The organism is Agrobacterium tumefaciens (assembly GCA_025560025.1).
Classification (GTDB): domain Bacteria; phylum Pseudomonadota; class Alphaproteobacteria; order Rhizobiales; family Rhizobiaceae; genus Agrobacterium.
Genome location: CP048485.1, coordinates 1,154,639 through 1,180,802 on the forward strand (window position 1 = coordinate 1,154,639; position 26,164 = coordinate 1,180,802).

The 26,164-nt window shown below is 59.6% G+C and carries 22 protein-coding genes, 1 tRNA gene and 1 riboswitch; of the genes, 8 read left to right on the plus strand and 15 right to left on the minus strand.

Going from position 1 to position 26,164, the window contains the following annotated elements:
* Positions 1-17 precede the first annotated feature (17 nt).
* Positions 18-1,343, minus strand: a complete 1,326-nt coding sequence (locus FY152_05720; GenBank protein ID UXS33218.1) for a peptide-binding protein — start codon at positions 1,341-1,343, stop codon at positions 18-20.
* Between the two features lie 187 nt (positions 1,344-1,530).
* Complete coding sequence (locus tag FY152_05725) at positions 1,531-2,271, minus strand: NADH:ubiquinone oxidoreductase (GenBank protein ID UXS33219.1); 741 nt, start codon at positions 2,269-2,271, stop codon at positions 1,531-1,533.
* Positions 2,272-2,413: 142 nt separating this feature from the next.
* Positions 2,414-2,606, minus strand: a riboswitch (cobalamin riboswitch).
* Between FY152_05725 and FY152_05730 the strand changes: the two genes are divergently transcribed.
* On the plus strand, positions 2,589-2,840 hold the full coding sequence (locus FY152_05730; GenBank protein ID UXS31615.1) for a hypothetical protein: 252 nt from the start codon (positions 2,589-2,591) through the stop codon (positions 2,838-2,840). (Overlaps the previous riboswitch by 18 nt.)
* Positions 2,841-2,860: 20 nt before the next feature.
* Here FY152_05730 and FY152_05735 read toward each other — a convergent pair whose 3' ends face one another.
* The 8 genes from FY152_05735 to FY152_05770 all read right to left on the minus strand — a co-directional run bounded on the left by FY152_05735 (position 2,861) and on the right by FY152_05770 (position 12,312).
* Positions 2,861-4,642 carry a chloride channel protein gene (locus FY152_05735; GenBank protein UXS31616.1) on the minus strand — a complete coding sequence of 594 codons (1,782 nt, stop codon included), beginning with the start codon at positions 4,640-4,642 and terminating at the stop codon, positions 2,861-2,863.
* Between the two features lie 21 nt (positions 4,643-4,663).
* Positions 4,664-5,494: an MBL fold metallo-hydrolase gene (locus FY152_05740; GenBank protein ID UXS31617.1), complete on the minus strand. Its 831-nt coding sequence runs from the start codon at positions 5,492-5,494 to the stop codon at positions 4,664-4,666.
* 2 nt (positions 5,495-5,496) lie between these two features.
* Positions 5,497-6,279 carry a TatD family hydrolase gene (locus tag FY152_05745; GenBank protein UXS31618.1) on the minus strand — a complete coding sequence of 261 codons (783 nt, stop codon included), beginning with the start codon at positions 6,277-6,279 and terminating at the stop codon, positions 5,497-5,499.
* An 11-nt stretch (positions 6,280-6,290) separates the two neighbouring features.
* Positions 6,291-7,841: a methionine--tRNA ligase gene (locus tag FY152_05750; GenBank protein UXS31619.1), complete on the minus strand. Its 1,551-nt coding sequence runs from the start codon at positions 7,839-7,841 to the stop codon at positions 6,291-6,293.
* Between the two features lie 310 nt (positions 7,842-8,151).
* Positions 8,152-9,177 carry a DNA polymerase III subunit delta' gene (locus FY152_05755; GenBank protein UXS31620.1) on the minus strand — a complete coding sequence of 342 codons (1,026 nt, stop codon included), beginning with the start codon at positions 9,175-9,177 and terminating at the stop codon, positions 8,152-8,154.
* Positions 9,170-9,844 (minus strand): dTMP kinase, encoded by a 675-nt coding sequence (locus FY152_05760; protein ID UXS31621.1) that lies wholly within the window; start codon positions 9,842-9,844, stop codon positions 9,170-9,172. Before FY152_05760 ends, FY152_05755 begins: the two co-directional genes overlap by 8 nt.
* 136 nt (positions 9,845-9,980) lie before the next feature.
* Entirely contained in the window at positions 9,981-11,147 is a 1,167-nt protein-coding gene (locus FY152_05765) for a D-alanyl-D-alanine carboxypeptidase (protein UXS31622.1), read from the minus strand.
* 76 nt (positions 11,148-11,223) lie between these two features.
* Positions 11,224-12,312 carry a septal ring lytic transglycosylase RlpA family protein gene (locus FY152_05770; GenBank protein UXS31623.1) on the minus strand — a complete coding sequence of 363 codons (1,089 nt, stop codon included), beginning with the start codon at positions 12,310-12,312 and terminating at the stop codon, positions 11,224-11,226.
* 321 nt (positions 12,313-12,633) lie between these two features.
* On the opposite strand from FY152_05770, the gene FY152_05775 reads away from it, so the two are divergent.
* Positions 12,634-12,972 carry a hypothetical protein gene (locus tag FY152_05775; protein ID UXS31624.1) on the plus strand — a complete coding sequence of 113 codons (339 nt, stop codon included), beginning with the start codon at positions 12,634-12,636 and terminating at the stop codon, positions 12,970-12,972.
* A 132-nt stretch (positions 12,973-13,104) separates the two neighbouring features.
* Here the strand turns inward: FY152_05775 and FY152_05780 are convergent.
* The 3 genes from FY152_05780 to FY152_05790 form a co-directional block, all read right to left on the minus strand.
* Positions 13,105-13,194 (minus strand) — tRNA-Ser (locus tag FY152_05780).
* Positions 13,195-13,833: 639 nt separating this feature from the next.
* Positions 13,834-14,061 carry a hypothetical protein gene (locus FY152_05785; GenBank protein ID UXS31625.1) on the minus strand — a complete coding sequence of 76 codons (228 nt, stop codon included), beginning with the start codon at positions 14,059-14,061 and terminating at the stop codon, positions 13,834-13,836.
* Positions 14,062-14,076: 15 nt separating this feature from the next.
* The gene (locus FY152_05790) at positions 14,077-14,340 is read right to left on the minus strand and encodes a hypothetical protein (GenBank protein UXS31626.1); all 264 of its coding nucleotides are present in this window, start codon (positions 14,338-14,340) and stop codon (positions 14,077-14,079) included.
* A 138-nt stretch (positions 14,341-14,478) separates the two neighbouring features.
* Between FY152_05790 and FY152_05795 the strand changes: the two genes are divergently transcribed.
* The 3 genes from FY152_05795 (at position 14,479) to FY152_05805 (ending at position 17,175) form a co-directional block, all read left to right on the plus strand.
* Complete coding sequence (locus FY152_05795) at positions 14,479-15,198, plus strand: hypothetical protein (GenBank protein ID UXS31627.1); 720 nt, start codon at positions 14,479-14,481, stop codon at positions 15,196-15,198.
* A gap of 229 nt (positions 15,199-15,427) precedes the next feature.
* Positions 15,428-16,831: a D-alanyl-D-alanine carboxypeptidase gene (locus FY152_05800; GenBank protein UXS31628.1), complete on the plus strand. Its 1,404-nt coding sequence runs from the start codon at positions 15,428-15,430 to the stop codon at positions 16,829-16,831.
* A gap of 83 nt (positions 16,832-16,914) precedes the next feature.
* Entirely contained in the window at positions 16,915-17,175 is a 261-nt protein-coding gene (locus FY152_05805; protein ID UXS31629.1) for a hypothetical protein, read from the plus strand.
* Positions 17,176-17,271: 96 nt separating this feature from the next.
* On the opposite strand, the gene gyrA is transcribed toward FY152_05805, so the two are convergent.
* Positions 17,272-20,064 carry a DNA gyrase subunit A gene (gene gyrA, locus FY152_05810; protein UXS31630.1) on the minus strand — a complete coding sequence of 931 codons (2,793 nt, stop codon included), beginning with the start codon at positions 20,062-20,064 and terminating at the stop codon, positions 17,272-17,274.
* Positions 20,065-20,281: 217 nt separating this feature from the next.
* On the opposite strand from gyrA, the gene FY152_05815 reads away from it, so the two are divergent.
* Positions 20,282-20,911, plus strand: coding sequence for a MarC family protein (locus tag FY152_05815; GenBank protein ID UXS31631.1), 630 nt, complete (start codon positions 20,282-20,284; stop codon positions 20,909-20,911).
* A 130-nt stretch (positions 20,912-21,041) separates the two neighbouring features.
* Positions 21,042-22,190: an HPP family protein gene (locus tag FY152_05820; protein ID UXS31632.1), complete on the plus strand. Its 1,149-nt coding sequence runs from the start codon at positions 21,042-21,044 to the stop codon at positions 22,188-22,190.
* A 64-nt stretch (positions 22,191-22,254) separates the two neighbouring features.
* On the opposite strand, the gene FY152_05825 is transcribed toward FY152_05820, so the two are convergent.
* Entirely contained in the window at positions 22,255-22,836 is a 582-nt protein-coding gene (locus FY152_05825) for a single-stranded DNA-binding protein (GenBank protein ID UXS31633.1), read from the minus strand.
* A 264-nt stretch (positions 22,837-23,100) separates the two neighbouring features.
* Between FY152_05825 and uvrA the strand changes: the two genes are divergently transcribed.
* A complete protein-coding gene (uvrA, locus tag FY152_05830; GenBank protein UXS31634.1) occupies positions 23,101-26,022 on the plus strand; it encodes an excinuclease ABC subunit UvrA in 2,922 nt (973 codons plus the stop codon).
* The last annotated feature ends 142 nt before the right edge of the window (positions 26,023-26,164 follow it).

Below are 26,164 nucleotides of genomic sequence, written 5' to 3' on the forward strand. Positions count from 1 at the left end.
GAACAATTGCATCAGAACTACCTGATCTCGCCGATATCGGCGCGAAGGACATAATAGTCCGAACCCCAGGGCTCATAATTCTGAAGCCGCTTCGAAAGGCCCACATACCAGACCGGTGAGACCAGAAAGGAAGCAGGAACGTCCGTGAACAATTTTGCCTGGGCATCAAGGGCAATCGCGGCCCGTTCGCCGGCCTCACCCGCCGTAGCGAAGCGGTCGAGGATCGCATCGAATTCCGCAGAGGAATATTTCGAATAGTTGAGCGAAGCACCGCTGCGCAGCATCGAATTGAGGAAAAAGGCCGGATCGCCGTTGGGCGCGGTGTGCTGCGCCCAGAGCGCGATATCGAATTCGCCCGCGGCCGCCACATCCTGAATGTTTTCCACGACCTTGGTGTCAAGCGCGATACCGACCCTGGCAAGCTGCGCCTTCACGACAGGCAGCATGGTAACAAGGTCCGGGCGCTGCGGATAGGTGATGGCGAGAAGCCGCAACGGCAAGCCGTCCTTTGTGCGGTTCCCTGCCCCGTCCTTGACCCATCCGGCGTCATCAAGAAGCGCTTCGGCCTTCTTGATGTCGGTCGGCCGCGGCTGCTTTCCAGCGAAGGGGAAATAGGCGGCATAAGCGCCGGTGGCCGGCTCACCGCCATTGATCGCGGCAGCCAGCTCCTTGCGATCGAAAGTCAGGTCCAGCGCCTCCCGCACTTTGATGTCGGTGGTAATCGGCCGCTTCGTATTGAGGAAGGCGAGATATTGATAACCGACCGGGAAGGACTTGATCGTCAGTGCCGGATTGGTTTCCAGCCGTTTCACGACTTCCGAGGGCAGTCCGAAGGCGAGGTCCAATTCGCCAGCCTCCAGCGCAAGTGTCATGCTTTGCGCGTCACCGAACCTGCGGAAATCGACCGGGGAGCGGGAAGCCGCATCGGCGAAATTGGCATTCGGCGCGAGTTTCAGCGATGTATCTGCCTTGAAATCCGCAATCTGATACGGCCCGGTGAAGAGAGCGCTTCCATCGGCGGCCGGCGTATAGGCGACGAGCGGCCACTCCGCAAATAGCGCCTGCAGGAAGGACACCGGTTTCTCCGTCGTGATATCGAGCGTCAGTGCATCGACTGCCTTGAAGCCAAGCTTTCCACCTGTCGCAAGCGCCGCCTTGTTGGTTGCGAAAGTATGCTCAAATCCGGCCGTAAGGGCTGCTGCCGTTACGGCAGAACCATCGGAGAAGGTCCGGTCCGGTTTCAGCGTCACTGTCCAGGTCAAATCGCCGGTACGTTCCGCTTTCTCGGCAAGGTCCGGCACAAGCCGGCCCTCCTTGTCGACGGTAAAGAGGTTCTGGCCCACTCCATGACTGACAAGAGCCCAGCCATTGGAGCCCTTTGCGGGATCAAGGCCACTTGTGATGTAGGTGGCGCCGACGCGCAAGGGTTCGGTGGCAAGCGCATCGGCCGCCACGCCTGTGGTGAAAGCCGCGAGCCCGGCTGCTGCCAGACGCGAAAAGCTCTTTATCGGCATTTTGTTTCCTCTCATGCTATTCGGAAAGATTGCGCAGCCGCTGTTTGCGGCCGGTCGGGTGATAGGCGAAGTCCTCGACGATACGACCACCAAGCAGGTGTTCGGCAACGATACGATCAACGGCCTCTTCGGTGACGCCGCCATAATAGGTACCCTCAGGAAAGACCTGCATGACCGGCGCAAGGTTACAGGGGCCGAGACAGGTCGATTTGGCCGTCATGGTGCCGTCGCCCGTTACCCTGAGCTTTAACCGTTCCTGCTGGTTGCGCAGATGCCCCCAGATGGCGTCCGCACCGGCTGAATTGCACGGGGCACCCTGACAGACGAGCACACGGCGCTTTTGCGCAGGCACAAGCGACCCCTCGCCTGCCGGGCGCACCGACGGTGAAAGATCGAGTTCCTGTGCCGTTTGTGCGAGGTCTTCGATAAGGAGCGTCATCAGGCTGCTTGCGGTCGGGCTCGCGGTTATCGAAAGCGAGGGCCAGGGGCGTGGGTCCGCTGCCCGCCATCGTTTCAGGGTCTTGGTCAGCCAGTTTTGAAAGCTCGGCTCCAATGGCAACATGAGCGGCACGAGAAGGAGATTGCCGAAACCCTCATCGATGAGCGCGCCGAGTGCTTCGCGCAAGGACGGCGTGCCCTGCTCGGTGAATGCGATGCGAACGGTTCTCGCTCCACGCAGCTGCCCCGCCAGCGCCGCAAGACGCTGCATGTCCTGATGTGGCGCTGCCGCGAAAGCCGATTTGGCGACAAGCAGCACGGCGTCGGGCTGAGAGGGCTCTCGATAGGTTGGTTGGATCTCGGTTGTCACAATGCCTCATTCACGAGGCGGCGACGAAAATGACGGGCCTCCGGCATCAATGCCGGAAACAGCCATCATTCCCATGGCACCCCCCGACCACGGAATTACAATATGTCAGGCAGGTCTCCTGGCTTGCGGGTCAAAGCCACCTCACCCGTCTTCCCGGCATTTCTGCCAGTGACATTGTGGGCGATTGGCTCACCGCTTACAGTTGCGGGACAGCTCCGGGTCTTCACCGGATTCCCTCTTAGCTTCCACCGGGTGGCGGAAGAACCATGACGGAGCGAACCTACACTGCCGCAGGCCGCTGTCAACCGCCTGCGCCGCAAGTGAACACGCTACGCAAGTCTCCTTCGTCCAATCGATTGTTACGTTATAAAGTTACATACACATGGTTTTATTTGCTGGTCAATACCATGTTTTACGACGCGGTACCGAATTGTCGCCCCCACCGCCGTCATCGCGCGGAAACCAAAAATAAAAAGGAAGGCATTATCAATAAAAAATATAATTATATCAATGCTTAAAGAAAGTGACATAAAGTAATTTATAGTTCACCGGAGGCCTCTCGGCGTCGCAACTCAAGCTCTTCACTGTAGCGCCTGAGCGTGTGGCTCTCCGTCAGCAGGCCAACCGGGCGGTTTTCTATCTTGTCGTTGACGACAACCAGCGCTTCGCTTTCCGTGGCATCGAAAGCGGCTGCCGCCTGCCGCGCATTCATCGTCGGCAGCAGCACGTCATTCTTGTAGTGGAGATAGGTTTCGAGGCTGATCTTGCTCGGGTCGCGATCCATCGGGTCGGCGTAGATTTCCGGCACGAGGACGATGCCGGCATAGCGCCCGTCATCATGCGTCATGATCACACGCTGCGTCGAACCCAGTGGAAACTTCTCCTTGAAGGCTGGGAGCCCCATGCTGACATTGGCCTTGCGAATATCGGCGCGCATCATCTTGCCCACGGTCAGGTCGCGGATCCAGCCAATGTCATGGGCGCTGCGAATGCTTTCGCCTCTAAGGTGGAAGCGCCAGGTGGCGAAGGAGTAACCGAAGGTCGTGCGCACCACGAGCGAGGTGGTGATGACGGCGGCAAGCACCAGAGCCGTGATCTGGAAGTCTCCGGTCAGTTCCAGCGCCAGAAACGTCATCGTCAGCGGACCGCCGATGATGGCGGCGGCAAAGGCGCTCATGCCGATCACGGCGTAGACGATGGGCGCTGTCGCCCCATAACCGATATAGGGGGCGCAGAGCGCGAAAATCTTGCCGAGCAGCGATCCCATGAACAGCGAGGCGAAGAACAGGCCACCGCGGAAATTCGAACCGATGGAAACGGCGCTGGCCGCCGCTTTCAGCAGGAACAGCCCCGCCAGCCCGTAGATCGTCAGTTCTGCATCGATATTGAGATGCAGCGCCCCATGGCCACTCGAAAGCACCTGCGGCGATATCAACGCGAGGGCGCCCACAGCCACGCCGCCAATGGCTGGACGAAGCCAGCCTGGAATAGCACTCTTGCGCGCAGTCTCCTCGATGAAAGACACTGTCTGCATGAGCGCGATGCCAATCGCCGCGCATACGACGCCAAGAAAGATGGCGGGCACATAGTCAGCGGGCGTCACGCGGCTTGCATCGACGATATCGATCGAGAGGCCATGGCCGCCTATAACCCCTATGACGGTCGTCGCCACCAGCGCTGAGACGATGAGCGGCGCAAGCGTCACGACCGTATAGGTGCCGATGATGAGTTCGATGGCGTAGAATGCCCCGGTCAGGGGCGCGTTGAAGGCCGCCGCTATCGCCCCCGCCGCACCGCAGCCGACGAGGATTCGCATATCCCCTCGCCTCAGCTTCAACTTGATGCCGATCTTGGAGGCGACGCCGCTGGCAATCTGCGTATAACCGGCCTCAAGCCCCACGGATGCGCCGAAACCGTTGGATACGATGTTCTGCACGCAGACGATGATGCTGTCCGTGAGCGACAGGCGGCCGCCATGCAGCGCATTCGCCTCGATCGGGTCGACCATGGGTTTCTTGCGGGTCTTTGACAGAATGAAAATGATGAGGCCAAGCACGATGCCGCCGATGATTGGCCCCACAAGCACGATCCACCCGGACAGATCGCTGCTGCTCAGCCGCTCGACGCCGAAGACCAGCACATGCAGCGCCGTGCTCAGGGCGCCGATCAGCGCCACCAGCAACCCCGCTGCGATGCCGATGAGAACGGAAAGAGCCACCAGCCCCAGTTCGCCGCGCCGGAACATCGCCCGCAGGCGGCTGGCGCGCAGATTGTCGAAAAAGCTCGCCATACTGGGTGCACGGAAAGGCCGGGTCGACATGCTGTTCCTTTTCAGGCGGTACTAGGGCGCTTCAATCTCGATCTCGACTTCGAAACGCATCTTATCGTAAGCCGGTTCAACATGATCAGGCGTTTCACGCATCACCGTGTCATAATCGAGCGGAATATGCATATGGGTCAAGATCGCCCTTTTGGGGGCAAATCTTTCGATCCAGCCGAGCGCCTGTTCCAGCGAAAGATGGCTGGGATGATAGCGGTGCTGCAGCGCGTCGATGACGAGGATATCGAGACCGGCGAGCTTTGGCAGGGTCTCAGTCGGAAAATCGCTGACATCGGTGCAATAGGCGATATCGCCGATGCGAAAGCCCAGCGAGTGCACGTCGCCATGCTGCTGCATATGCACGTTGAAAGGTATCGGCCCACCTGCCCCCTCGATGATCAAGGGCGCATCGATATCGGCGATGATCCGCGGTTCGACGATGGGCGGATAGCTGCTGCCCGGCGGTGTTTCCAGGCAATAGGCGAACCCGTCCCAGATGCGCGCCATGGTGACGGGATCGGCATAGATCGGAATGCGGTTTTGCTGAATGGCGAAATAGATGCGCAGATCGTCGATGCCGTGCAGATGGTCGGCATGGGCATGGGTATAAAGCACCGCATCGACCGCCTCTACCTTCGCCGCGATCATCTGTTCGCGAAAATCCGGGCCGGTATCGATGACGACGGTCGTCTTGCCGCCATCGGGTCCGATCTGCTCCACCATGAAGGCCGTGCGCGTGCGCCGATTCCTGGGGTTTTCAGGGTCGCAGGCGCCCCAGTCGCCGTTGATGCGCGGCACGCCGGGCGACGACGCGCATCCGAGAACCGTGAAGCGGCGACGGTATATTGCCACGCCTACACCCTTGTCATCTTCGAAAAGCAGCGAAAGGCATTCTCGGTGGTGATGTCAGCCATCCGCTCGAAGGAAATGCCATGCACCTCGGCCAGAACCTCTGCCGTGTTGACGACATAGGACGGCTCGTTGCGCTTTCCCCGCCAGCGCTTCGGCGCAAGATAGGGTGCGTCCGTTTCCACCAGCAGCCGGTCCAGCGGCACGGTGGCGGCAATATCGCGGATGTCCTGCGATTTCGGGAATGTCAGAATGCCGGAAAAGGACACATAACCGCCAAGCTCGACACCGGTCTTCGCTAGCTCTGGGCCGGCGGAAAAGCAGTGCAGGATAAACGGGAAGGCACCCTTGTCGCTTTCCTCGCGCAAAATCGCGGCCATATCGTCATCGGCGCTGCGGCTGTGAATGACGAGCGGCAGCTTCGTCCGTCTTGCCGCCTCGATATGACGAAGGAGACCGGTCTTCTGGTCCTCCGGCTTCTGCGTATCGTAGAAATAATCCAGACCCGCCTCACCGATCGCCACGATCCTGTCATGGCTTTCCGCCAGCCGCACCAGATCGTCGGCAGAAATATCCAGCTCCTCGGCGGCGCTGTTGGGATGCGTACCGACCGAGCAGAAGACCGACGGATATTTCTCCGTGATCTTCAAAAGCTCGGGCAGACGGCGTACCCGCGTCGAGATCGTCACCATCTGGCTCACGCCCGAAGCGTGGGCGCGGGCGACGATATCGTCGCGCTCAGCCTCGAAATCGGGAAAATCCAGATGGCAATGGGTATCGATCAGCATGGTCGTCGCCTTCACGCTTCCGGAGCGACGTAACGCGGGAAGACCGGCTTCGGTGCCTCAAGCGGCGTGCCCGGAACCAGACGTCCCGCTTCGCCGAGCGCTGCAAAATCACGTTTATCGGCGGGGGCAGCAACGAGATCGAGCAGCTTCTCGCAGGATTCCGGCATGAAGGGCTGCAGGAGAATGCCAATCTGGCGCACGACTTCCGCCGTAACGTAAAGCACGGTGCCCATGCGCTCGGGATCGGTCTTCTTCAGCGCCCACGGCTCCTGCGACGCGAAATAGCGGTCAGTTTCGGACACCACGGCAATGATGGCCGCAAGCGCACGGTGGATGAGCTGCTTGCCCATCTCCTCGCGGCAAATCTCAAGCAGCCCGTCGGCGGAGGCAAGCATCGCCTTGTCTTCATCGGTGAACTCGCCGGGGGCCGGAATCTGGCCGTCGCAATTCTTGACGATCATCGACAGCGAACGGCTGGCGAGATTGCCGATACCGTTGGCAAGATCGGCATTGATGCGGGTGGCAATGCCCTCTTCGCTGTAGCTGCCGTCCTGGCCGAAAGAGACTTCGCGCAGGAAGAAATAGCGGACCTGATCGAGACCGAAATGGTTGACCAGATTAACCGGATCAACGACGTTGCCGAGCGACTTCGACATCTTCTCGCCCTTGTTGAGCAGGAAGCCGTGCGCATAGACGCGCTTGGGCAGCGGCAGATTCGCGCTCATCAGGAAAGCCGGCCAGTAGACCGCGTGGAAACGGATGATGTCCTTGCCGATGATATGCACGTCGGCTGGCCAGTATTTTGCGCGCGGGCCGTTCTTGTCCTCGATGTAACCGGTCGCGGTGATGTAGTTGGTCAGCGCGTCGACCCAGACATACATGACGTGCTTCGGGTCGTTCGGAACCTTGATACCCCAGTCGAAGGTGGTGCGGGAAATCGACAGGTCCTTGAGGCCGGATTTGACGAAAGAGATGATTTCATTGCGCCGTTCCGCCGGACCAATGAAATCCGGGTTATCCTCATAGAGCTTCAGCAGCTTCTCCTGATATTCGGCGAGCTTGAAGAAATAACTTGCCTCTTCCACCCACTCGACGGGCGTGCCCTGCGGCCCGTAACGAACGCCGTCGGCGCGCACTTCCGTCTCGTCCTCGCCGTAATAGGCCTCGTCGCGCACGGAATACCAGCCGGCATAGCTGTCCTTGTAGATGTCGCCGCTATCGGCCATCAGGTTCCAGATATTGCGCGAGGTCTCGTGGTGACGCTCTTCCGTGGTGCGGATGAAATCGTCGTTCGAGGCGTTGAGCAACTTGCCCATCTCGCGAAACTGGTCGGAGTTGCGCTGCGCCAGTTCTTCGGGCGAAATGCCTTCCGCCCGCGCCGTCTGCTGCATCTTCTGGCCGTGTTCGTCGGTGCCGGTCAGGAAGAACACATCCATTCCATCCAGGCGCTGAAAGCGTGCCATGGCGTCCGTCGCGATCAGTTCATAGGCATGACCGATATGCGGCTTGCCGTTAGGATAGGAGATCGCGGTGGTGATGTAGAATGGTGTCTTGTCTGTCATGACGGTCTATCGACTTTACAGGCTGTTTTTTGGATAGACCGCTCTTAAACCATTGTTCGCAGCAGCGAAAGAAAAAGCGTACGTTTTGTACGATGGCTTGCGGACAAAGTGGAGTTGGCGAGCGCTTGGCATCCACATTGCCGTCACCCCGGACCTGGTCCGGGGTCCAGCAGCGATCAAGTCCTTGATTGCGAAAGACTCACTGCTCACGGCGCAGACGCACCGTGGCTGGATGCCGGATCAAGTCCGGCATGACGGAGGAGACGTTTCCGTATCGGTAAAACCGTACGTTTCGGACGATTTCCTGTCTTCAAACGCCGCGAATATCCTCCAGAATGGAAAGCACCATCTGCTTCTTGTCGAGATTATAGGCCTGCGCCACCGTAATCCGTTCCGAGAGTGTCGAGGAAAGCCGTGCGTGTTTTTCCGCCGCAGCGATATCGCCCGCCATCGCCGCCGCCCGCGCGCGCTCCATCAACTCTTCCGTCACATGCTCCATGAAGAAGCCGAGAACGATGTCGCCATCCTTCTGCGCCAGGACCTCGGCAAGCTTGTGCATCTGCTTGCGCACGCCGGGCCCTTCAGCCGCCATGACTTCCGCAAAGGCCTCGACAATGTCGGAGCCGCCGTAATTCATCAGCTTCAACGCCTGCGCCACACTGCCCTTTGAGGCGGCGAGCAGGGCGTCGCGCTTTTCGCCGGATGGGCTGATGCCGAGATGATCGAGGGATTGCACCATGGCCGCATCGGAAAGCGGCAGGAGCCTCAGCGGCATGCAGCGCGAACGGATGGTCGGCAGCAATTTTCCCGGTGCATGTGACAGGACAAGGAACATCGCACGCTTGGGCGGCTCTTCCAGTATTTTCAGGATCGCATTTGCAGCATTGCGGTTGAGATCGTCGGCGGGATCGATGATGACGATACGCCAGTTGCCGGTGCCAGAGGTTTGCGAAAAGAAGTGCCCTGCCCGCCGCACCTCGTCCACAGTGGTGGCGGATTTCACACGGCCGGTTTTTTCGTCCACGGGACGGGTGAGGTGCAGCAGATTGTGCGAGGCGCCGGCGGTAATCTGCCGGCTGACCAGCGATTGCGGATCGGGATCGGCAAGGAAATCCGGCGCCAGCGACGGATCGGGATGGCTGAGCACATGATTGGCGAAACGGAAGGCGAGCGTCGCCTTGCCGATACCCTCCGGCCCTTCGATCAGAATGGCATGATGCCCTTTGCCGGAGCGATAGGACTGCGCAAGGAACGCCTCCGCTTCGGCATGACCGAAAAGCTTCGTGTTCTGCTGCGGCGCTATTGCGCCGTCGAGAACGCCCTGAACGTCACTCATGCGCCGCGCCCGCCGCAGTCTTCAGCCGCTCGAGTAACGGCTCGACAAAGGACATGACGTCCTCCGTGACCTTTTCCTCCGGCTGATCGGCATTGACGATCCGGCAGCGACGCGGCTCGGCAAGCGCAATATCCAGATAGGCCTCCCGCCGCTTCTCATGAGTCTCGATTTCCTCTTTTTCGAACCGATCCGGCGCAGCGCCCTCATCCGCACGCTTTCTGGCGCGGGCAAGGCCCTTTTCGGCGGCGATATCGAAGATCAGCGTCAGTTCCGGCACAACGCCGTCGATCGCGACCCGTTGCAGCGTTTCGATGAAATCCGGCTCCAGATTGCCGGTCGTACCCTGATAGACACGGGAAGAATCGAGGAACCGGTCGCAGAGAACGATTGCGCCCTTCTCCAGTGCCGGACGAATGACCTCCTCGACATGATCGTTGCGCGCCGCCGCAAACAGGATCGCTTCCATGCGCACCCCGAAGGATTCGGCCGCACCCGAAAGCAGTACATGCCGAACGGCCTCCGCACCCGGCGAGCCGCCCGGCTCACGCGTCACGACCACCTCGAAACCACGGCCGCGAAGCGCCTCGGCAAGCGTGCGAATCTGCGTCGACTTGCCGGCGCCCTCGCCGCCTTCGAAGCTTATGAACAATCCGGTCTTTTCGGCCAATGTCACGTCCTGCAGGGGATTTCTCAAAATTCGAAATGCCTGTTTACAGCATCGAACCGAAAAGTGTGAAGCGCTTTTGCGAAAATCCGGTGACTGAACAAAAGCATGGAGAAAGCTGTCATCTGCGCAAAAGGCGTCAGAGCCAGAACAGCAGCAATTCCTTGAGCGCGCCTGTCGCATTCTGGGTCAGCGTGCCCTTGCCCACGGCAGCCTTCGTATAAAGCGGCACTTCCCGCAACAGCCGTTCGCCTGAAAAAACCTTGAGCGTTGCGACATTCGCGCCGCTGTCGAGCGGCGCGTTGAGTGGCCAGCGATAAACGATCCGCCCGGAGATACGCTCGGGATTATTGACCGGCACCAGCACGCTGACGTCTTCTCTCGGCGAAAGATCGATATGCGAAACATTGCCGCCATAGACGCTGACGGAACCAACCGCCTCGTCCCTGGCAAAAAGGTGGCGTTTCTCGAAGGCCGTCAGCCCCCAGTCCACCACCCGCCGGGCCTCTTCCTGCCGTGTCTTATCGTCGACGATGCCGGCAAGTGCCAGATAGACCCGGCGCCCTTCACGCTCCGCGGAAACCACCGCTGCAAAACCGCTGCCTTCGGCAAAACCAAGTCCGAGACCGTCTATGCCGTTACCCAGCAGCGAGTTCTTGTTGCGCTGGAAAATCCGGTTCCATTCGAAATCCGGCCGGGTGAAAAGCCCGTAGCGATCCGGATAGGTATCGTGCAGATGCTGGGCGAGACGGACCATGTCCTTCGCGCTCGTCTGATTGCCCGGATCGGGCAGTCCTGTCGAATTGGCAAAGGTGCTGCGGCTCATGCCGAGTTCGCCTGCCCGCACCGTCATGCGCTTGGCAAATGCCGGGTCGGAACCCGCCATGCCCTCGGCGATGATGATGCAGCCGTCATTGGCGTTCTGCACTATAATCCCGGTCAGGAGATCATTGATGCTGACGGCGGATTTCAGCGCGGCGAACATGGTCGAGGTTCGCGATGGCGCACCACCCGTGCGCCAGGCATATTCCGATACGGGATAAGGCGTCTCGGGCGTCACCTGCCCTTTCGACAGCGCATCCAGAACCACCTCCACCGTCATCAGCTTGGCAAGCGAAGCGGGCGGAAAGGACTGGTTCTCATTCTGGGAAAGAAGCACCGTGCCGGTCTCGGCATCGATCATATAGGCCTGCTCGGCCTTGGCGATGAAAGGCGCCGTTTGCGACTGCGCCGGATTGCCGCCGAGAAACGCAAATGCCGCCGCCCCGGCGAGCGAAATAATAGAACGATGTATGGCCTTGCGCATGAAACCGCCCAGCTTTCCCTGCCGCAACCCGCCGCTCGCGACGAAAACGCAAGTCAGCCATAAATTCTTCAATTGGTCAGCGTGTCTTCGCCTGCTGACGCTTCACATGGGCGAGTATGGAATCCTCATTCAGCGTTCCACGATCGACGAGCACGCTGTCAAACGCACGCGACGTTCTGGAGACCGTAGCAGATTCCTCGGAATAAGCGGCTGCATATTTGGAGGATGGCGTCGGCACGCGCAGATAATTGCCGCCGGGTGCCGCCGGCTCACGCATGAAATTGCCTTCCGGGCGCTCGGCCAGGAACGGACCGATTTCCGGCAAAATCGCAAATTGTTCGAAGACCGGAGCCGGGCCATTGACCAGCGGCATGGCCTGCAGCGCTGCATTCTTCTTGGACCCCACCAGCGCCGTCTGCGTGGAAGCGCCGTAATTGGGGTTTGATGTTGGAGCCGGCACGAAATTCGGAGAAGCCGAAGCCACCATGACGCCGGTTGCGATCTGCCCTTCCGGCGCAACACCCGGCGAACGTGAGCCCTTCGGAATATAGGATGCCATCAGATAAGGCATGTCGTGACCGTCAAGCGGTGCACGGCCGGCATATTGCACCCGCACATTCGCCGTACCGGTCGCCTTCATGTCGAGAAGGTCGGCCGTCTTGCTGGAAACGTCGATCAGGCGGCCCTCGTGGAAGGGACCACGATCATTGACGCGCACCAGAACCGAAGCGCCGTTCTCCATATTGGTGATGCGCGCATAGCTCGGCAGGGGAAATGTCGGATGTGCGGCGGAAAGATGTTCCTTGTCGTAGACTTCGCCATTCGCCGTCAGGCGGCCATGGAAGGCGGAACCATACCAGGAGGCAAGGCCGGTCTTGTTGTAACCCGGCTCTTCTTTCGGGAAATAACGGCGGCCCTTGACCGTATAGGCATTGCCGACAAGCTCGCGCCCGCCGCCTTTAGGAATGATTTTTCCGTCCGCCACACGCGGGCTGGCTTTGACGCCATATTCGGATTCGGAAAAATATTCCTTGCTGCGCTTTGGCTTGGGCTTGGTATCGGAAGTGGTTGAACACGACGCTGTCGCGGCGCAAAGCACGGAAATTGCAAGCCACTTCGCACCCGATCTGGTGCTGATGCAGAGTTTCTTGACCGTAGAATTCAAATCGTCTGCCCCACGCTGCTTGCAGGCTCGGAGAACCGCACCCTCTTCCGCTTCGATTGCTTTGCCCCTGCCATCGAAGCACCTAACAGTCGCTTAATCTTGTGCATAACGTGGCGAAAATGCGAACGACTTCTGCAAAATCGATAAAATTGTAACGAACGTGGTTAATGATTTATCTCTTTTTGGACGGCGTGGAAGATGCCACCTGCCCTTGATCTGCTCGCTTTCCGGCATCCGCGCCGACGGAACAAACGCAGTGCCGCCGCGTTTCCACCCCGCAAACAACCAAGCTTCCGCCGGTTTTCGGCTGAGGGAGGAAACATGTTGAAGTCGTTAAAAGCTACGGGTCTGGCACTCGGTATAGCCCTGGTATCCATCACCGCGCCCATCCCGGCAGGCGCACAGGATATGGAGCTGAGGATCGGCCCCGATGGCGTTCGCCCCGTTATCCGGGATCGTGACCGGGATGTGGACCGCCGCGGCCCACCCCGCATGCGTGGCTGTAGCGAACGCGAAGCCCGCGCCGCCGCCCGCGAAGCCGGCCTACGCGACCCGGAAGTCGTGCGCGTCACCCCCGGCCGTGTTGTCGTCGAAGGCTTCACCCGCCGCGGACCGGACCGCATCACCTTCGCCAATGAACGTGGTTGTCCGGAAATTTGATTGCATATGACGTTTGGAGCCCGCTGAAAGGCGGGCTTCTTCATTTATTGTGGCGTTACGGTATTGTCGCTCAAACAACATGATACGGACCGGCGATCGCTCCGTTCGTTCGAATGATAATTTTGAGATTAATGGCAGATGGGGTGGGATTCGAACCCACGGTACGCTCTCACGCACGCCGGTTTTCAAGACCGGTTCCTTAAACCACTCGGACACCCATCCTTCGGTGGTGAGGCTTTATAGCGGTTTGAAAATGGCCGTCAATCCCGCTGGGAAAAGCCAGCCTCTTCTCATGGCGGAAGCCCAAGGATCATTGCCCGGGCGTCGTCGCCGGCGGCAGCAAAGACCCCTCGCCCGAAGGAACAGCAGGGATCTGCTGGTTCGAATCGAAAAGCGTCAGGCTGAGGACGATTGCAACAAGCACCAGCAACAGCGCCACGAAGAGAATTCCGGATTTATCCATGCGTCTGCTCATGTCCGGTTATGTTAGGGTCGAATATGTGCAATTCGAGGCAACATCAAGAATCGGGCAACCTGCAGGTGGATTGTCGGTTTGCTTGTCCCGTTTTGCAACTGCAAACGGAGGAAGCATTCGGTCCGACGAATAGCGGTCCAAAGCCTGCCTTCACCGATTGAGCAAAATTTATGCGCCAGCGTACTGTTTGGGACGGAAGTGGCCTATCGCGTCAGCAATATTGTCGCTTATATAATCACATCGCTCCCGGGCATTGCCCAACTTTCCCCGAGCGATCAACCTGCCCCGCTCCTTTGCGGGGCTTTTTTCTTTGATAGCGATTAAAAATTAGGACCGTCGGCGAAAGGTTGGGCGCACAGAAAGCACCTCCTGGCCGGTTCGGCAGGTCAGACGCCGATACTCGGCCCACCATCACCGTGCCGCCCACCACCCCTTAAAATATCCTCGAAAAGGTTCAGCAGCGCCGGAGGCAATGTGTCGGACAGTTCAGCGATGATGTCGTTGGCGCGATTATAGGAATAGATGGCGCACAGCGTCAGCACCAGAAGCACGATCCACGGCCAGATCGGTTTACGCCTTTGCGGCGTCCCGTTCGGTTGTTGCGGTATGGTCATGCCGGCACCTTCCGTTCAGGCCTTCACGCGCGGTTCGCCTCCCGGCGCATAGGCAGTTTTCTGCAGGAAACGGAATATGTTGCCACATTGTGCGCAGCGGATCATAAAATCCGTCGGGTCGCCCGAAGCGCGCTCGGTCCGAAAACCGCGCGGCATTTCATCGACGCGAAAATCGACGTTTGCGCGGCCCTTTTCATCGGATTCCGACACCTCGGCAAACCCCTGATGGCCACATTTGGAACATTCGAGCTTCCGGGAATATCTGTCACGCGCTGCCATATGCCGTCCTTTGCTTGCATCTCATCAGGTAGCAGCGGCAAAACATCATTTCAATGGCGATCGCCGCAGGTTAAAGCTTTGCCCATCTATTTCCACGCGGGAAAACACGCCCGATGGCAAGAACGAATGTGGAAGCTCATGCACAACGAAAGACCCCTGCCTTCATCGTCCCTGATGCGGCGCTTCGCGATTATCGCCGTCATCATTCTCGTTCTCGTCGCCGCACTCAATGTGGGCATTAAATGGTATGGCGACCGGATTCTCCAGGCGACCCATACGACAGCCACCGATGAGGTGCTGATTTCAATCGGCAACGACCGGCTGACGCTTGCGAAAAACACGCTGCGCGTGCCGTCCGAACGTCAGGATGGCGAGCGCGAGCGGGTGGATCTTTATCTGACATGGCCGGAGCTCAGGGGATATGAAGACGCCAATCGCGCTGTCTTTGACGATCCGTCACGGGCAGCGGGCCTGATTTACGTCCAGCTATCACAAAGCACGATGTCGGAGGACATGTCAGGCCGTTTCGGGCCGATTTATTCCCGGCTGACGGAAGGAGATCCGGTGCCGTTGAAGCACGGCCTGATGCTGCATCGCCTGCGCGCCGATTCCGGTTACGGCAAGGAAGTCATATTGACCGGCCGACGTGAAGGCGAAAACGACTATGTGGTCCGCTGCCTCCTGCCGCAGACACCGCAGGAAGCGACGGGCAGCGATTGCCAGAGGGATATCCACGCCGGTCAGGACCTCAGCCTGTTCTATCGTTTTTCAACCACCCTGCTGCCGCAATGGGCAAAGCTGGATGCGGATATAAAAGCTTATGTCGAGCAGCGCCTCGTAAAAGACAGAAATCCGTGACACGGCACGGAACAGATTGCGGGCGAAAAGTCGCATTTTATGGAAACCGGATACCTTTCATAAACCACTTGGTAACGCCATCCCGATAAAGTTTCTTCCCGGAGCATTCGGGCGGGGCGTGTCCGAGCGGAACAGAAATATGCGATTGAAGAGTTCAGCAGTGTTGAAAAGTCTATCCGGGGCACTTTCGCGCAATGTAGGCGCGGCGTCTTTTGTAAGGTTTGTTGCGTTGACCCTTGCTGCGGCGTTCATAACCGCAACATCCGTGGGGACTGCGCAGGCAGAGCCGAAATATGCGGGCATCGTCATCGATGCCAAGACCGGCAAGGTTCTCTACGGCGAGGATCCCGACGGCCTGCGTTACCCGGCATCGCTGACAAAGATGATGACGCTTTATCTGACATTCGAAGCGCTGAATACCGGACGTATCTCGCTCGATTCGAAGGTGCCCGTCTCGGCCAATGCCGCCAAGGAGCCGCCTTCCAAGCTCGGTGTGCGCGCCGGCGGCTCGATCACCGTCGAGCAGGCGATCCTTGCGCTCGTCACCCGCTCCGCCAACGACATGGCAACCGCACTCGGTGAATATCTCGGCGGCTCGGAAGATCGTTTCGCCCGGATGATGACCGCCAAGGCCCGTGCCCTCGGCATGACCCGTACGACCTATCGCAATGCCAACGGCCTGCCCAATACGGCGCAGATGACGACGGCACGCGACCAGGCCCGCCTCGGCATCGCCCTTCGCCAGCATTATCCGCAATATTACGGTTATTTCTCCACCCGTACCTTCAATTTCGGCAAGCAGGTCATCGGCAACCATAATCGTCTCGTCGGAACCGTAAGAGGCGTGGACGGCATCAAGACCGGTTACACCCGCGCCGCCGGCAGCAACCTTGCGACCTCGGCGCAGCTTGACGGCCGCTCCATCGTCGCCGTTGTTCTTGGTGGACGCTCCAGCGCCGCCCGCGATGCCACCATGCGCAAGCTTGTTGCCACCTACCTGCCGCAGGCATCGCGTGGCGGTAACAGCAACCTCATCGCACAGACACGGTCCGCACCGGTTGAAGAACCCGTTGCCGTGGCGGCAGCCGTTCCTTCCGTGGCAGTTGCCGCAACTGCAGCCGGCCTGCCCAATTCTGGCCCTGTGCCGCAGACCCGTTACGAAGAAGCGCCGGTTACCGCCTTCGCAGGTTCCTCTTCCAATGCAGCCGTAAAGGCCATGGAGGCCGCCACCTGGCAGAAGGGCAAGGATCCCATCAATCAGGCGCCCGTCGCACCCGATCGCAAGTTGATTACCAACTCGACCAAGGTGGACAATATCGTCACCGCATCGACCGCACCTTCGGTATCGTCTGCCCCTTCGGTTGCCGCAAAGGCAGAGGTTGCGCAGGGTGGCTGGGTGATCCAGATCGGCGCATCGCCGGATGAAAACTCCGCGCGTGGCCTGTTGCAGAACGCACAGGAGAAGGGCGGCGCCGCCCTTCGTTCCGCAAAACCCTTCACGGTCGCCTTCAGCAAGGACGGCTCCCAGATTTATCGCGCCCGTTTCGGCGGCTTTGATGGCCAGAACGCTGCGGTGAATGCATGCAATGCATTGAAAAAGAAAGGCGTCAGCTGCTGGGCGTCACTCCAGTAACAGACGTTTCCGCAGGCGGTGGTTCATTGTCGAAACATCGCCTGTCTCCTCGAATTGTGTAATGTGTAGCGAGGCTTTCCAAGATGGCAGTCAACGAGAATTATTCGGACATTGCGTCTGGCAACGGGCATGGCAGTCTGTCGGTTCTGCATCCCATTCACGAGGCGGCAATGCGTATCGCCGATCTCGGTCTCAATCGTTCCAAGGCAAAGACGCGCGATCTCGTCAGCCTGCTTCTGTCGCACGGCGCCCGCGCCTGGCGCGCCAACCAGCCGGAAGCCAGCATCCACCTTCATGTCGCACGCCGTTCAGGCCGCGCGCCGGTCCATATACGCATTCGTTAAGACCGGACTGGCAGACAATATCCAAATAAAAACCCCGCGTAGCCTGAGCTCCGCGGGGTTTTCTGTTTATCGGCAGTGAGAGAGAAACGAGGCGGCTTACGCCTCGCTCTCCGGTGCCTCCGGCGTATCCGGCAGATTGTCATCGGCCTCTTCGCCATTGCCGTTTTCGCCTTCATCGTCGCCTTCCGGCTCGTTGATGCGCTCCACGGAAACCACCTTCTCATCCTTGGCGGTCGAGAAGATCGTGACACCCTTGGTCGCACGGCTGGCAATACGGATACCGTTCACGGGTACGCGGATGAGCTGGCCGCCATCGGAAACCAGCATGATCTGGTCGCCTTCGTCGACCGGGAAAGCGGCGACAAGTTCGCCGATCTCGGCTGTCTTCGAGGTGTCGGTGGCGCGGATGCCCTTGCCGCCGCGACCCGATGTGCGGAAATCGTAAGAAGACGAGCGTTTGCCGAAGCCCTTCACGGAAACCGTCAGCACGAATTCTTCGCGCGCCTTCAGCTCCTGATAACGCTCTTCACTGAGCTCGCCCTCTTCCGTCACTTCCTCGCCAACCAGTGCGATATCATCCTCATCGACGCCAGCGGCGCGCCGCTCGGTAGCCGAACGCTTGAGGTAGGCGGCGCGCTCCCACGGTTCAGCCTCCACGTGACCCACAATGGTCATGGAGATGATGCGGTCGCCTTCGGCCATGTTGATGCCACGCACGCCGACGGAGTTACGGCCTGCAAAGACGCGCACATCGTCCACGGGGAAGCGGATGCACTGCCCGAGCGCGGTCGTCAGAAGCACGTCGTCGCGGTCGGTACAGGTTTCGACGGAGAGGATTTCATCGCCCTCCTCATCGAGCTTCATGGCAATCTTGCCATTGCGGTTGACCTGCACGAAATCGCCGAGCTTGTTGCGGCGAACCGTGCCGCGTGTCGTCGAGAACATCACATCCAGCGTTTCCCAGGTCGTTTCGTCCTCGGGCAACGGCATGATGGTGGTGATGCGCTCGCCTGGCTCCAGCGGCAGCATGTTGATGAGGGCCTTGCCCTTGGATTGCGGCGTGCCGATCGGCAGGCGCCAGACCTTTTCCTTGTACACGATACCGCGCGAGGAGAAGAACAGCACCGGCGTATGCGTATTCGCAACGAAGAGACGGTTGACGAAATCTTCGTCGCGTGTCGCCATGCCGGAACGGCCCTTGCCGCCGCGACGCTGCGCCCGGTAAGTGGTCAGCGGCACGCGCTTGATGTAGCCGAGATGCGAAACGGTAACGACCATGTCTTCGCGGGCGATGAGATCTTCATCGTCCATATCAGGACCGCCCTCGACGATCTCGGACCGGCGCGGCGTGCCGAATTCGTCGCGGATGGCGCCAAGCTCGTCCTTGACGATCTGCATGATGCGCAGGCGCGACGACAGGATTTCGAGATATTCGCTGATTTCCGCGCCGATCTTGTTCAGCTCGTCGCCGATTTCATCGCGGCCAAGCGCGGTGAGGCGGGCAAGGCGCAATTCGAGAATGGCGCGCGCCTGCTCTTCAGAGAGATTGTAGGTACCGTCATCATTGATGCGGTGCCGCGGATCGTCGATCAGACGGATCAGGCTTTCCACATCCCGCGCCGGCCAGCGCCGCGTCATCAGCTCTTCACGGGCCGAAGCCGGATCGGGAGCATGACGGATGACTCGGATGACCTCGTCGATATTGGCGACCGAAATCGCCAGACCGACCAACACATGCGCACGATCGCGCGCCTTGCGCAGCAGGTACTTGGTGCGGCGGCTGACGACTTCCTCACGGAAGGACACGAAAGCGCGCAGCATGTCGAGCAGCGTCATCTGCTCCGGCTTGCCGCCGTTCAGCGCCACCATATTGCAGCCGAAGGAGGTCTGCAGCGGCGTGTAGCGATAAAGCTGGTTCAGGATGACATCGGCATTGGCGTCGCGCTTCAGCTCGATGACAACGCGGTAACCCTGACGGTCGGATTCGTCGCGCAGGTCGGAAATGCCCTCGATGCGCTTTTCCTTGACCAGCTCGGCCATCTTCTCGATCATCGACGACTTGTTCACCTGATAGGGAACTTCCGTGATGATGATCTGCTCGCGGTCGCCGCGCATCGGTTCGATGGTCGCACGACCGCGCATGATGACCGAACCGCGGCCCGTCTCGTAAGCCGAGCGGATGCCGGAACGGCCCATGATCAGCGCGCCGGTCGGGAAATCCGGGCCGGGAATGATCTGCATCAGTTCCGGCAGCTCGATCGCCGGATTTTCGATCAGCGCGATACAGCCGTCGATGACCTCGGAGAGATTGTGCGGCGGAATATTGGTGGCCATGCCGACGGCGATGCCGCCTGCGCCGTTGACCAGCAGGTTCGGGAACTTGGCCGGAATGACGACCGGCTCCTGCAGGGTGCCGTCATAGTTGTCGCGGAAATCGACCGTTTCCTTGTCGAGGTCGTCGAGCAGCGAATGCGCGGCCTTTTCGAGGCGGCATTCGGTATAACGTTCGGCCGCCGGCGGATCGCCATCGATGGAGCCAAAATTGCCCTGCCCGTCGATCAGCGGCAGACGCAGCGACCAGTCCTGCGCCATACGCGCCAGTGCATCATAGATCGCCGAATTGCCGTGCGGATGGAATTTACCCATCACGTCACCGGTGACGCGGGCGCATTTGACGTATTTCTTGTTCCAGTCGATGCCAAGTTCGGACATGCCGTAAAGAATACGGCGATGAACCGGCTTCAGACCATCACGGACATCGGGAAGCGCGCGGGAGACGATGACGCTCATGGCGTAATCGAGATACGACCGCTGCATTTCCTCCATGATGGAAATCGGTTCAATACCTGGCGGAAGCTTTCCGCCGCCGGGGGGGCTCTGGTCAGTCAAAACGGATCACATTCTCTGTTAAGAATCGGATGGATTTTTATAGCGGAAACAGCCACGTTAAGCCAATTTCCCGGCGAGTTTTGAACAGTCTTTTGCGTCATTTGCAAGACATACACCGCTTTTCGCCATTTAGCTTGGCAAAAGCGCCGCCGCTCCCTTTCAATGCAGGCGCGACTTGCGTAGGCTCAGGCACAAAAAGGCAAAAAGCGGGGAAAAAATGGCCAGCAGCGAAATCCTCATCAACGCGCTTACCACACTTCTGGTCACCCTCGATCCGCCCGGTCTCGCGCCCGTATTCCTTGCGCTCACCACCGGCATGACGCGCGGCCAGCGCAGTCAGGTGGCGCTGCGCGGCTCGCTGATCGCCTTTGGCATTCTCGCCGTCTTCGCCCTGTTCGGTCTTACCATTCTCAACCTGCTCGGCATTTCGCTCGGTGCCTTCCGCATCGCCGGTGGCCTGCTGCTGTTCTGGATTTCCTTCGAGATGATTTTCGAGAAACGCCAGGAGCGCAAGGAAAAGACCTCCGAGATCGCCATCACCAAGGATCACCTGCACAATCTGGCGGTCTTTCCGCTCGCTTTGCCGCTGATTGCCGGGCCGGGCGCCATTTCCGCCACGGTGCTTTTGGCCGGCACGATGAAGACGACACTCGAAATGGTCGTGCTCATTCTCATCCTCGCTTTCGCCATGGCCCTCGTCTATGCCGTTCTGATCGTGTCTGAGCGCATGGACCGCTTTCTCGGCAATACCGGCCGCGCGATCCTCACAAGGTTGCTTGGCGTCCTGCTCGCAGCCCTTTCCGTGCAATTCGTGGTCGACGGAATAAAGTCAGCCTTCGGCTTCTGAGCTGCCGCCCGTCTTGACGCCCGTGCAACAAAAACCTGCGACGGGCGGAAATTGCGGAAAATCCGTCCTTTAAATCCGGGGTCAGCCTCGGCTAAAAGAGGTGTGTTCTTCGGATTCGAAAGTTTTCTCCATGCGATCCACGCTGCGCCGCCTCATCCCGGATGCCGCTCCCGTCAGTCAGAGGGAAAGGCTGCGTGCCGCAACCGGCGCTTTTGTCGGCATCTTGCTGACCGGGCTTCTGGGCAGCCTCGCTTTCCGCTTCGACCCCACCCTGCCCGCCATGATCGCCCCGATGGGCGCCTCCGCGGTGCTTCTCTTCGCCGTGCCCTCCAGCCCGCTGGCGCAACCCTGGTCCATCCTCTGCGGCAATCTCGTTTCGGCTTTCGTGGGCGTGACGGCGGCGCTTCTCGTCCCGGATGTCTTCCTTGCCAGCGCGCTCGCCATCGGCCTTGCCATTGCCGCCATGATGGCGCTGCGCTGCCTGCACCCGCCAAGCGGCGCGGTGGCGTTGACCGCCGTTCTTGGCGGCCCCGCCGTGCACAGCCTCGGTTATGGTTTTCTCCTGTGGCCCGTCGCCGGAAACTCGCTGATCCTTCTTGCCCTCGCACTCGCCTACAACAATGCCACCGGCCGCGCCTATCCTCACGGTCTGAAGCTGGGAAAGGCGAGCCATGGGACGGCAGACCCGACGCCAATTCAGAAAATCGGCTTTTCCTCGACCGATCTCGATGAGGTGCTGAAGGAATATGACGAGATTCTGGATATAGACCGCGACGATCTCGAGACCATCCTGCGCAGGACCGAACTGCGCTCCTGGCGTCGTCGCGCCCTTCATCTCGATTGCGAAAGCATCATGTCACGCGATGTCGTCGGCGTCGCCCCTGATGATAGCCTGCGCCACGCCCATGCGCTGATGCGCAACCGTCATTTCAAGGCGCTGCCTGTCACCAATGACCGCGCCGAAATCGTCGGCATCGTCACCCAGACGGATTTTCTGGAAAAGGCGAGCTGGAGAAACGGCCGCCCCTCCATCGGTTTCCTGCAGCGGCTGCGTCTTATCCTTACAGGGGCAAGCGCCCCCAACGATACCGTGAAAGACATCATGACATCGCCGGTCAGAACCGTGCGGCCTGAAACCGCAATCGAGGAGGCCATCATCCGCTTTGCGGAAGAAGGGCTGCATTACCTGCCGGTGATCGACGCCAACGGCAAGATGGTCGGCATTATATCGCAATCCGATGTCATGGTCGCGATGCTGGCGGATAAGGCTGCGGCATAAACAGCCGCAACCTCAATGCGGGCGGCAGCTTCGCTACGCCCGCCTTCTCTCATTCGCCGTCCGCTCAGAACGGAATATCGTCGTCCATGTCGTTGGAGAAGCCGCCGGAGGGCTGGCCGCCGCCACGCGAAGAGCCGCCGCGCGACGACGACTGCTGGTCGTAGCCACCACCGTAATTGCCACCGCCGCCGCTGCCATAATCGCCGCCGCCGAAGTCTCCGCCGCCGCTACGGCCACCGCCGCCGCCCTCGCCGCGACCATCAAGCATGGTCAGCGTGGAGTTGAAACCCTGCAGCACGATTTCGGTGGAGTAACGGTCGTTACCGGTCTGGTCCTGCCACTTGCGTGTCTGCAACTGGCCCTCGATGTAGAGCTTGGCGCCCTTCTTCACATATTGCTCGACGACCTTGCACAGGCCTTCGTTGAACACAACGACCGTGTGCCATTCGGTTTTTTCCTTGCGCTCGCCGCTATTGCGGTCCCGCCAGCTTTCGGAGGTGGCGATGCGCAGGTTGGCGATCGGACGGCCGTCCTGGGTCCGGCGGATTTCGGGATCGGCGCCAACATTTCCGATCAGAATTACCTTGTTTACGCTACCAGCCATCTCGTCATCCTGTCCGCCGGCCATCATGACCGGCAATTGCATTTCAAAAAATTCGGCACACAATAACCGCCACGGGCATTAAAAGGCACCGCAACAGGGGAACTATCCACAGCGAATAATCTTGAGTGTCCCGAAGGGATATTCGTACTTGCTATTTGTTCCTTTTTTGTTCTATTAAATCGTGAAATTCGAGTCAAGTGAGCCGAAAAGCCGCCGACTATAGGGAATAGACCTCGACACGTCCGGCTGCGTCACTACATAAGGGCGCGCCGCCATCAAGCCTGTTATTTTTGTCCGAGCCTTGTCATGAGTGAACTGAAGACGATTTCCATCCGTGGTGCCCGTGAGCATAATCTCAAGGGCATTGATCTGGATCTGCCGCGCAACAAGCTGATCGTCATGACCGGGCTCTCCGGCTCGGGCAAGTCATCGCTTGCCTTCGACACGATCTATGCCGAGGGCCAGCGCCGTTATGTCGAGAGCCTCTCGGCCTATGCGCGCCAGTTCCTCGAAATGATGCAGAAGCCGGATGTCGACCAGATCGACGGCCTGTCGCCGGCGATTTCCATCGAGCAGAAGACCACCTCGCGCAATCCGCGCTCCACGGTCGGCACGGTCACGGAAATCTACGACTATATGCGCCTCTTGTTTGCACGTGTCGGCGTGCCCTATTCGCCGGCCACCGGCCTGCCGATCGAGAGCCAGACGGTCAGCCAGATGGTGGATCGCATTCTCGCTTTCGAGGAAGGCACGCGCCTTTATATTCTCGCGCCGATGGTGCGCGGCCGCAAAGGCGAATATAAGAAGGAACTCGCCGATCTCATGAAGAAGGGCTTCCAGCGCGTCAAGGTGGATGGCCAGTTCTACGAAATCGCCGACGTTCCGGCCCTCGACAAGAAATACAAACACGATATCGACGTGGTGGTCGACCGCGCGGTCGTGCGCCCGGATATGGCGGCGCGTCTCGCTGACAGTCTCGAAACCTGCCTCAAGCTCGCCGACGGTCTGGCGGTCGCGGAATTCGCCGACAAACCTTTGCCGCCGGAAGAAACCGCGGCTGGCGGCTCTGCCAACAAGTCGCTCAACGAGACCCATGAGCGTGTGCTGTTTTCGGAAAAATTCGCCTGCCCCGTCTCCGGCTTTACCATTCCGGAGATAGAGCCGCGGCTTTTCTCCTTCAACAATCCCTTCGGCGCCTGCCCCAGCTGTGATGGTCTGGGCTCGCAGCAGAAGGTGGATGAAAATCTGATCGTGCCCGAACCGGCCCGCACGCTGCGCGACGGCGCCATTGCCCCCTGGGCCAAATCCTCTTCGCCCTATTACAACCAGACGCTGGAAGCGCTCGGCAAGGCCTTTGGTTTCAAGCTTTCGAGCAAATGGTCCGATCTGTCCAAGGAGGCGCAGCACGCCATCCTTCAGGGCACCGATGACAAGATCGAATTCAACTATCAGGACGGCGCTCGCTCCTACAAGACGGTGAAGAATTTCGAAGGCATCGTGCCCAATCTGGAGCGCCGCTGGAAAGAGACTGACAGCGCCTGGGCGCGCGAGGAAATCGAACGCTATATGTCGGCCGCCCCCTGCCCGGCCTGTGCGGGTTTTCGCCTGAAACCCGAAGCGCTCGCCGTCAAGATCAACAAGTTGCAGATCGGCGAAGTCACCCAGATGTCGATCCGCATGGCGCGCGACTGGTTCGAGACCCTGCCGGAGACGCTGAACGCCAAGCAGAACGAGATTGCGGTCCGCATCCTCAAGGAAATCCGCGAGCGCCTGCGCTTCCTCAACGATGTCGGGCTGGATTATCTCAGCCTGTCGCGCAATTCTGGCACGTTATCCGGCGGTGAAAGCCAGCGCATCCGTCTGGCCTCGCAGATCGGCTCCGGCCTGACGGGTGTTCTGTATGTTCTCGACGAGCCGTCCATCGGCCTGCACCAGCGTGACAATGCCCGCCTGCTGGATACGCTGAAACATCTGCGCGATATCGGCAATACCGTCATCGTGGTCGAACATGACGAGGACGCCATTCTGACGGCGGATTATGTGGTCGATATCGGCCCGGCCGCCGGCATTCATGGCGGTCAGGTGATCGCCGAAGGCACGCCGCAGGAGGTGATGGCCAATCCGAAGTCGCTGACCGGCAAATATCTCTCCGGCGAACTCGGCGTCGCCGTGCCGGCTGAGCGCCGCAAGCCCAAGAAGGGCCGCGAAATCAAGGTTTTTGGCGCCCGTGGCAACAATCTGAAGAATGTGACTGCGGCCGTGCCGCTTGGTGTCTTCACCGCCGTTACCGGCGTTTCCGGCGGCGGCAAATCCACCTTCCTGATCGAAACGCTCTATAAATCGGCGGCACGCCGGGTGATGGGCGCGCGTGAAATTCCCGCAGAACATGATCGCATCGATGGTTTCGAATTCATCGACAAGGTGATCGACATCGACCAGTCGCCGATTGGCCGCACGCCGCGCTCCAACCCCGCCACCTATACCGGTGCATTCACGCCGATCCGCGACTGGTTCGCCGGTCTGCCGGAGGCGAAGGCGCGTGGTTACGCGCCGGGCCGTTTCTCCTTCAACGTCAAGGGTGGCCGCTGCGAGGCCTGCCAGGGCGATGGCGTCATCAAGATCGAGATGCACTTCCTGCCTGACGTCTATGTCACCTGCGATGTCTGCCACGGCAAACGCTATAATCGCGAGACGCTTGATGTCACCTTCAAGGGCAAGTCCATCGCCGATGTACTGGATATGACGGTGGAGGAAGGCGTGGAGTTCTTCGCCGCCGTTCCGGCAGTGCGCGACAAGCTGCAATCGCTCTTCGATGTCGGCCTTGGTTATATCAAGGTCGGCCAGCAGGCCAATACGCTCTCCGGTGGCGAGGCGCAGCGCGTCAAGCTCGCCAAGGAACTGTCGAAACGCTCGACAGGCCGCACGCTTTACATTCTCGACGAACCGACGACGGGCCTTCATTTCCACGACGTCAACAAGCTGCTGGAAATGCTGCAGGCGCTGGTGGACCAGGGCAATTCCGTCGTGGTGATCGAGCATAATCTCGAAGTTATCAAAACCGCCGACTGGATCATCGATATCGGCCCCGAAGGCGGCACTGGCGGCGGCGAAGTGGTGGCAACCGGCACGCCGGAAGACATCGTCAAGAACGAGCGGTCCTATACCGGTCACTTCCTGAAGGAACTTCTGGAACGCCGGCCGGCCGGAAAGCGTGAGGCTGCGGAGTAAAATTCCCGGATATTGCCGGGAATTTCGCACCCTTTCCGTCATCCTCGCCCTTGAGGCGAGGATCCACAGCCGCCGAGAACATGGATCCTCGCCTCAAGGGCGAGGATGACGTCGGGAGCGACGTTGAAAAGAAAACGCCTAT

Bases quoted from the DNA above. Each gene is read 5' to 3' on its own strand.
- FY152_05805 (UXS31629.1), top strand. From the start codon at position 16,915: ATGGCAGTCAACGAGAATTATTCGGACATTGCGTCTGGCAACGGGCAT.
- FY152_05825 (UXS31633.1), bottom strand. From the start codon at position 22,836: ATGCAATTGCCGGTCATGATGGCCGGCGGACAGGATGACGAGATGGCT.
- FY152_05815 (UXS31631.1), top strand. From the start codon at position 20,282: ATGGCCAGCAGCGAAATCCTCATCAACGCGCTTACCACACTTCTGGTC.
- FY152_05730 (UXS31615.1), top strand. From the start codon at position 2,589: ATGACGGAGCGAACCTACACTGCCGCAGGCCGCTGTCAACCGCCTGCG.
- FY152_05795 (UXS31627.1), top strand. From the start codon at position 14,479: ATGCACAACGAAAGACCCCTGCCTTCATCGTCCCTGATGCGGCGCTTC.
- FY152_05790 (UXS31626.1), bottom strand. From the start codon at position 14,340: ATGGCAGCGCGTGACAGATATTCCCGGAAGCTCGAATGTTCCAAATGT.
- FY152_05775 (UXS31624.1), top strand. From the start codon at position 12,634: ATGTTGAAGTCGTTAAAAGCTACGGGTCTGGCACTCGGTATAGCCCTG.
- FY152_05745 (UXS31618.1), bottom strand. From the start codon at position 6,279: ATGCTGATCGATACCCATTGCCATCTGGATTTTCCCGATTTCGAGGCT.
- FY152_05735 (UXS31616.1), bottom strand. From the start codon at position 4,642: ATGTCGACCCGGCCTTTCCGTGCACCCAGTATGGCGAGCTTTTTCGAC.
- FY152_05755 (UXS31620.1), bottom strand. From the start codon at position 9,177: ATGAGTGACGTTCAGGGCGTTCTCGACGGCGCAATAGCGCCGCAGCAG.
- FY152_05765 (UXS31622.1), bottom strand. From the start codon at position 11,147: ATGCGCAAGGCCATACATCGTTCTATTATTTCGCTCGCCGGGGCGGCG.
- FY152_05820 (UXS31632.1), top strand. From the start codon at position 21,042: ATGCGATCCACGCTGCGCCGCCTCATCCCGGATGCCGCTCCCGTCAGT.
- FY152_05750 (UXS31619.1), bottom strand. From the start codon at position 7,841: ATGACAGACAAGACACCATTCTACATCACCACCGCGATCTCCTATCCT.
- uvrA (UXS31634.1), top strand. From the start codon at position 23,101: ATGAGTGAACTGAAGACGATTTCCATCCGTGGTGCCCGTGAGCATAAT.
- FY152_05785 (UXS31625.1), bottom strand. From the start codon at position 14,061: ATGACCATACCGCAACAACCGAACGGGACGCCGCAAAGGCGTAAACCG.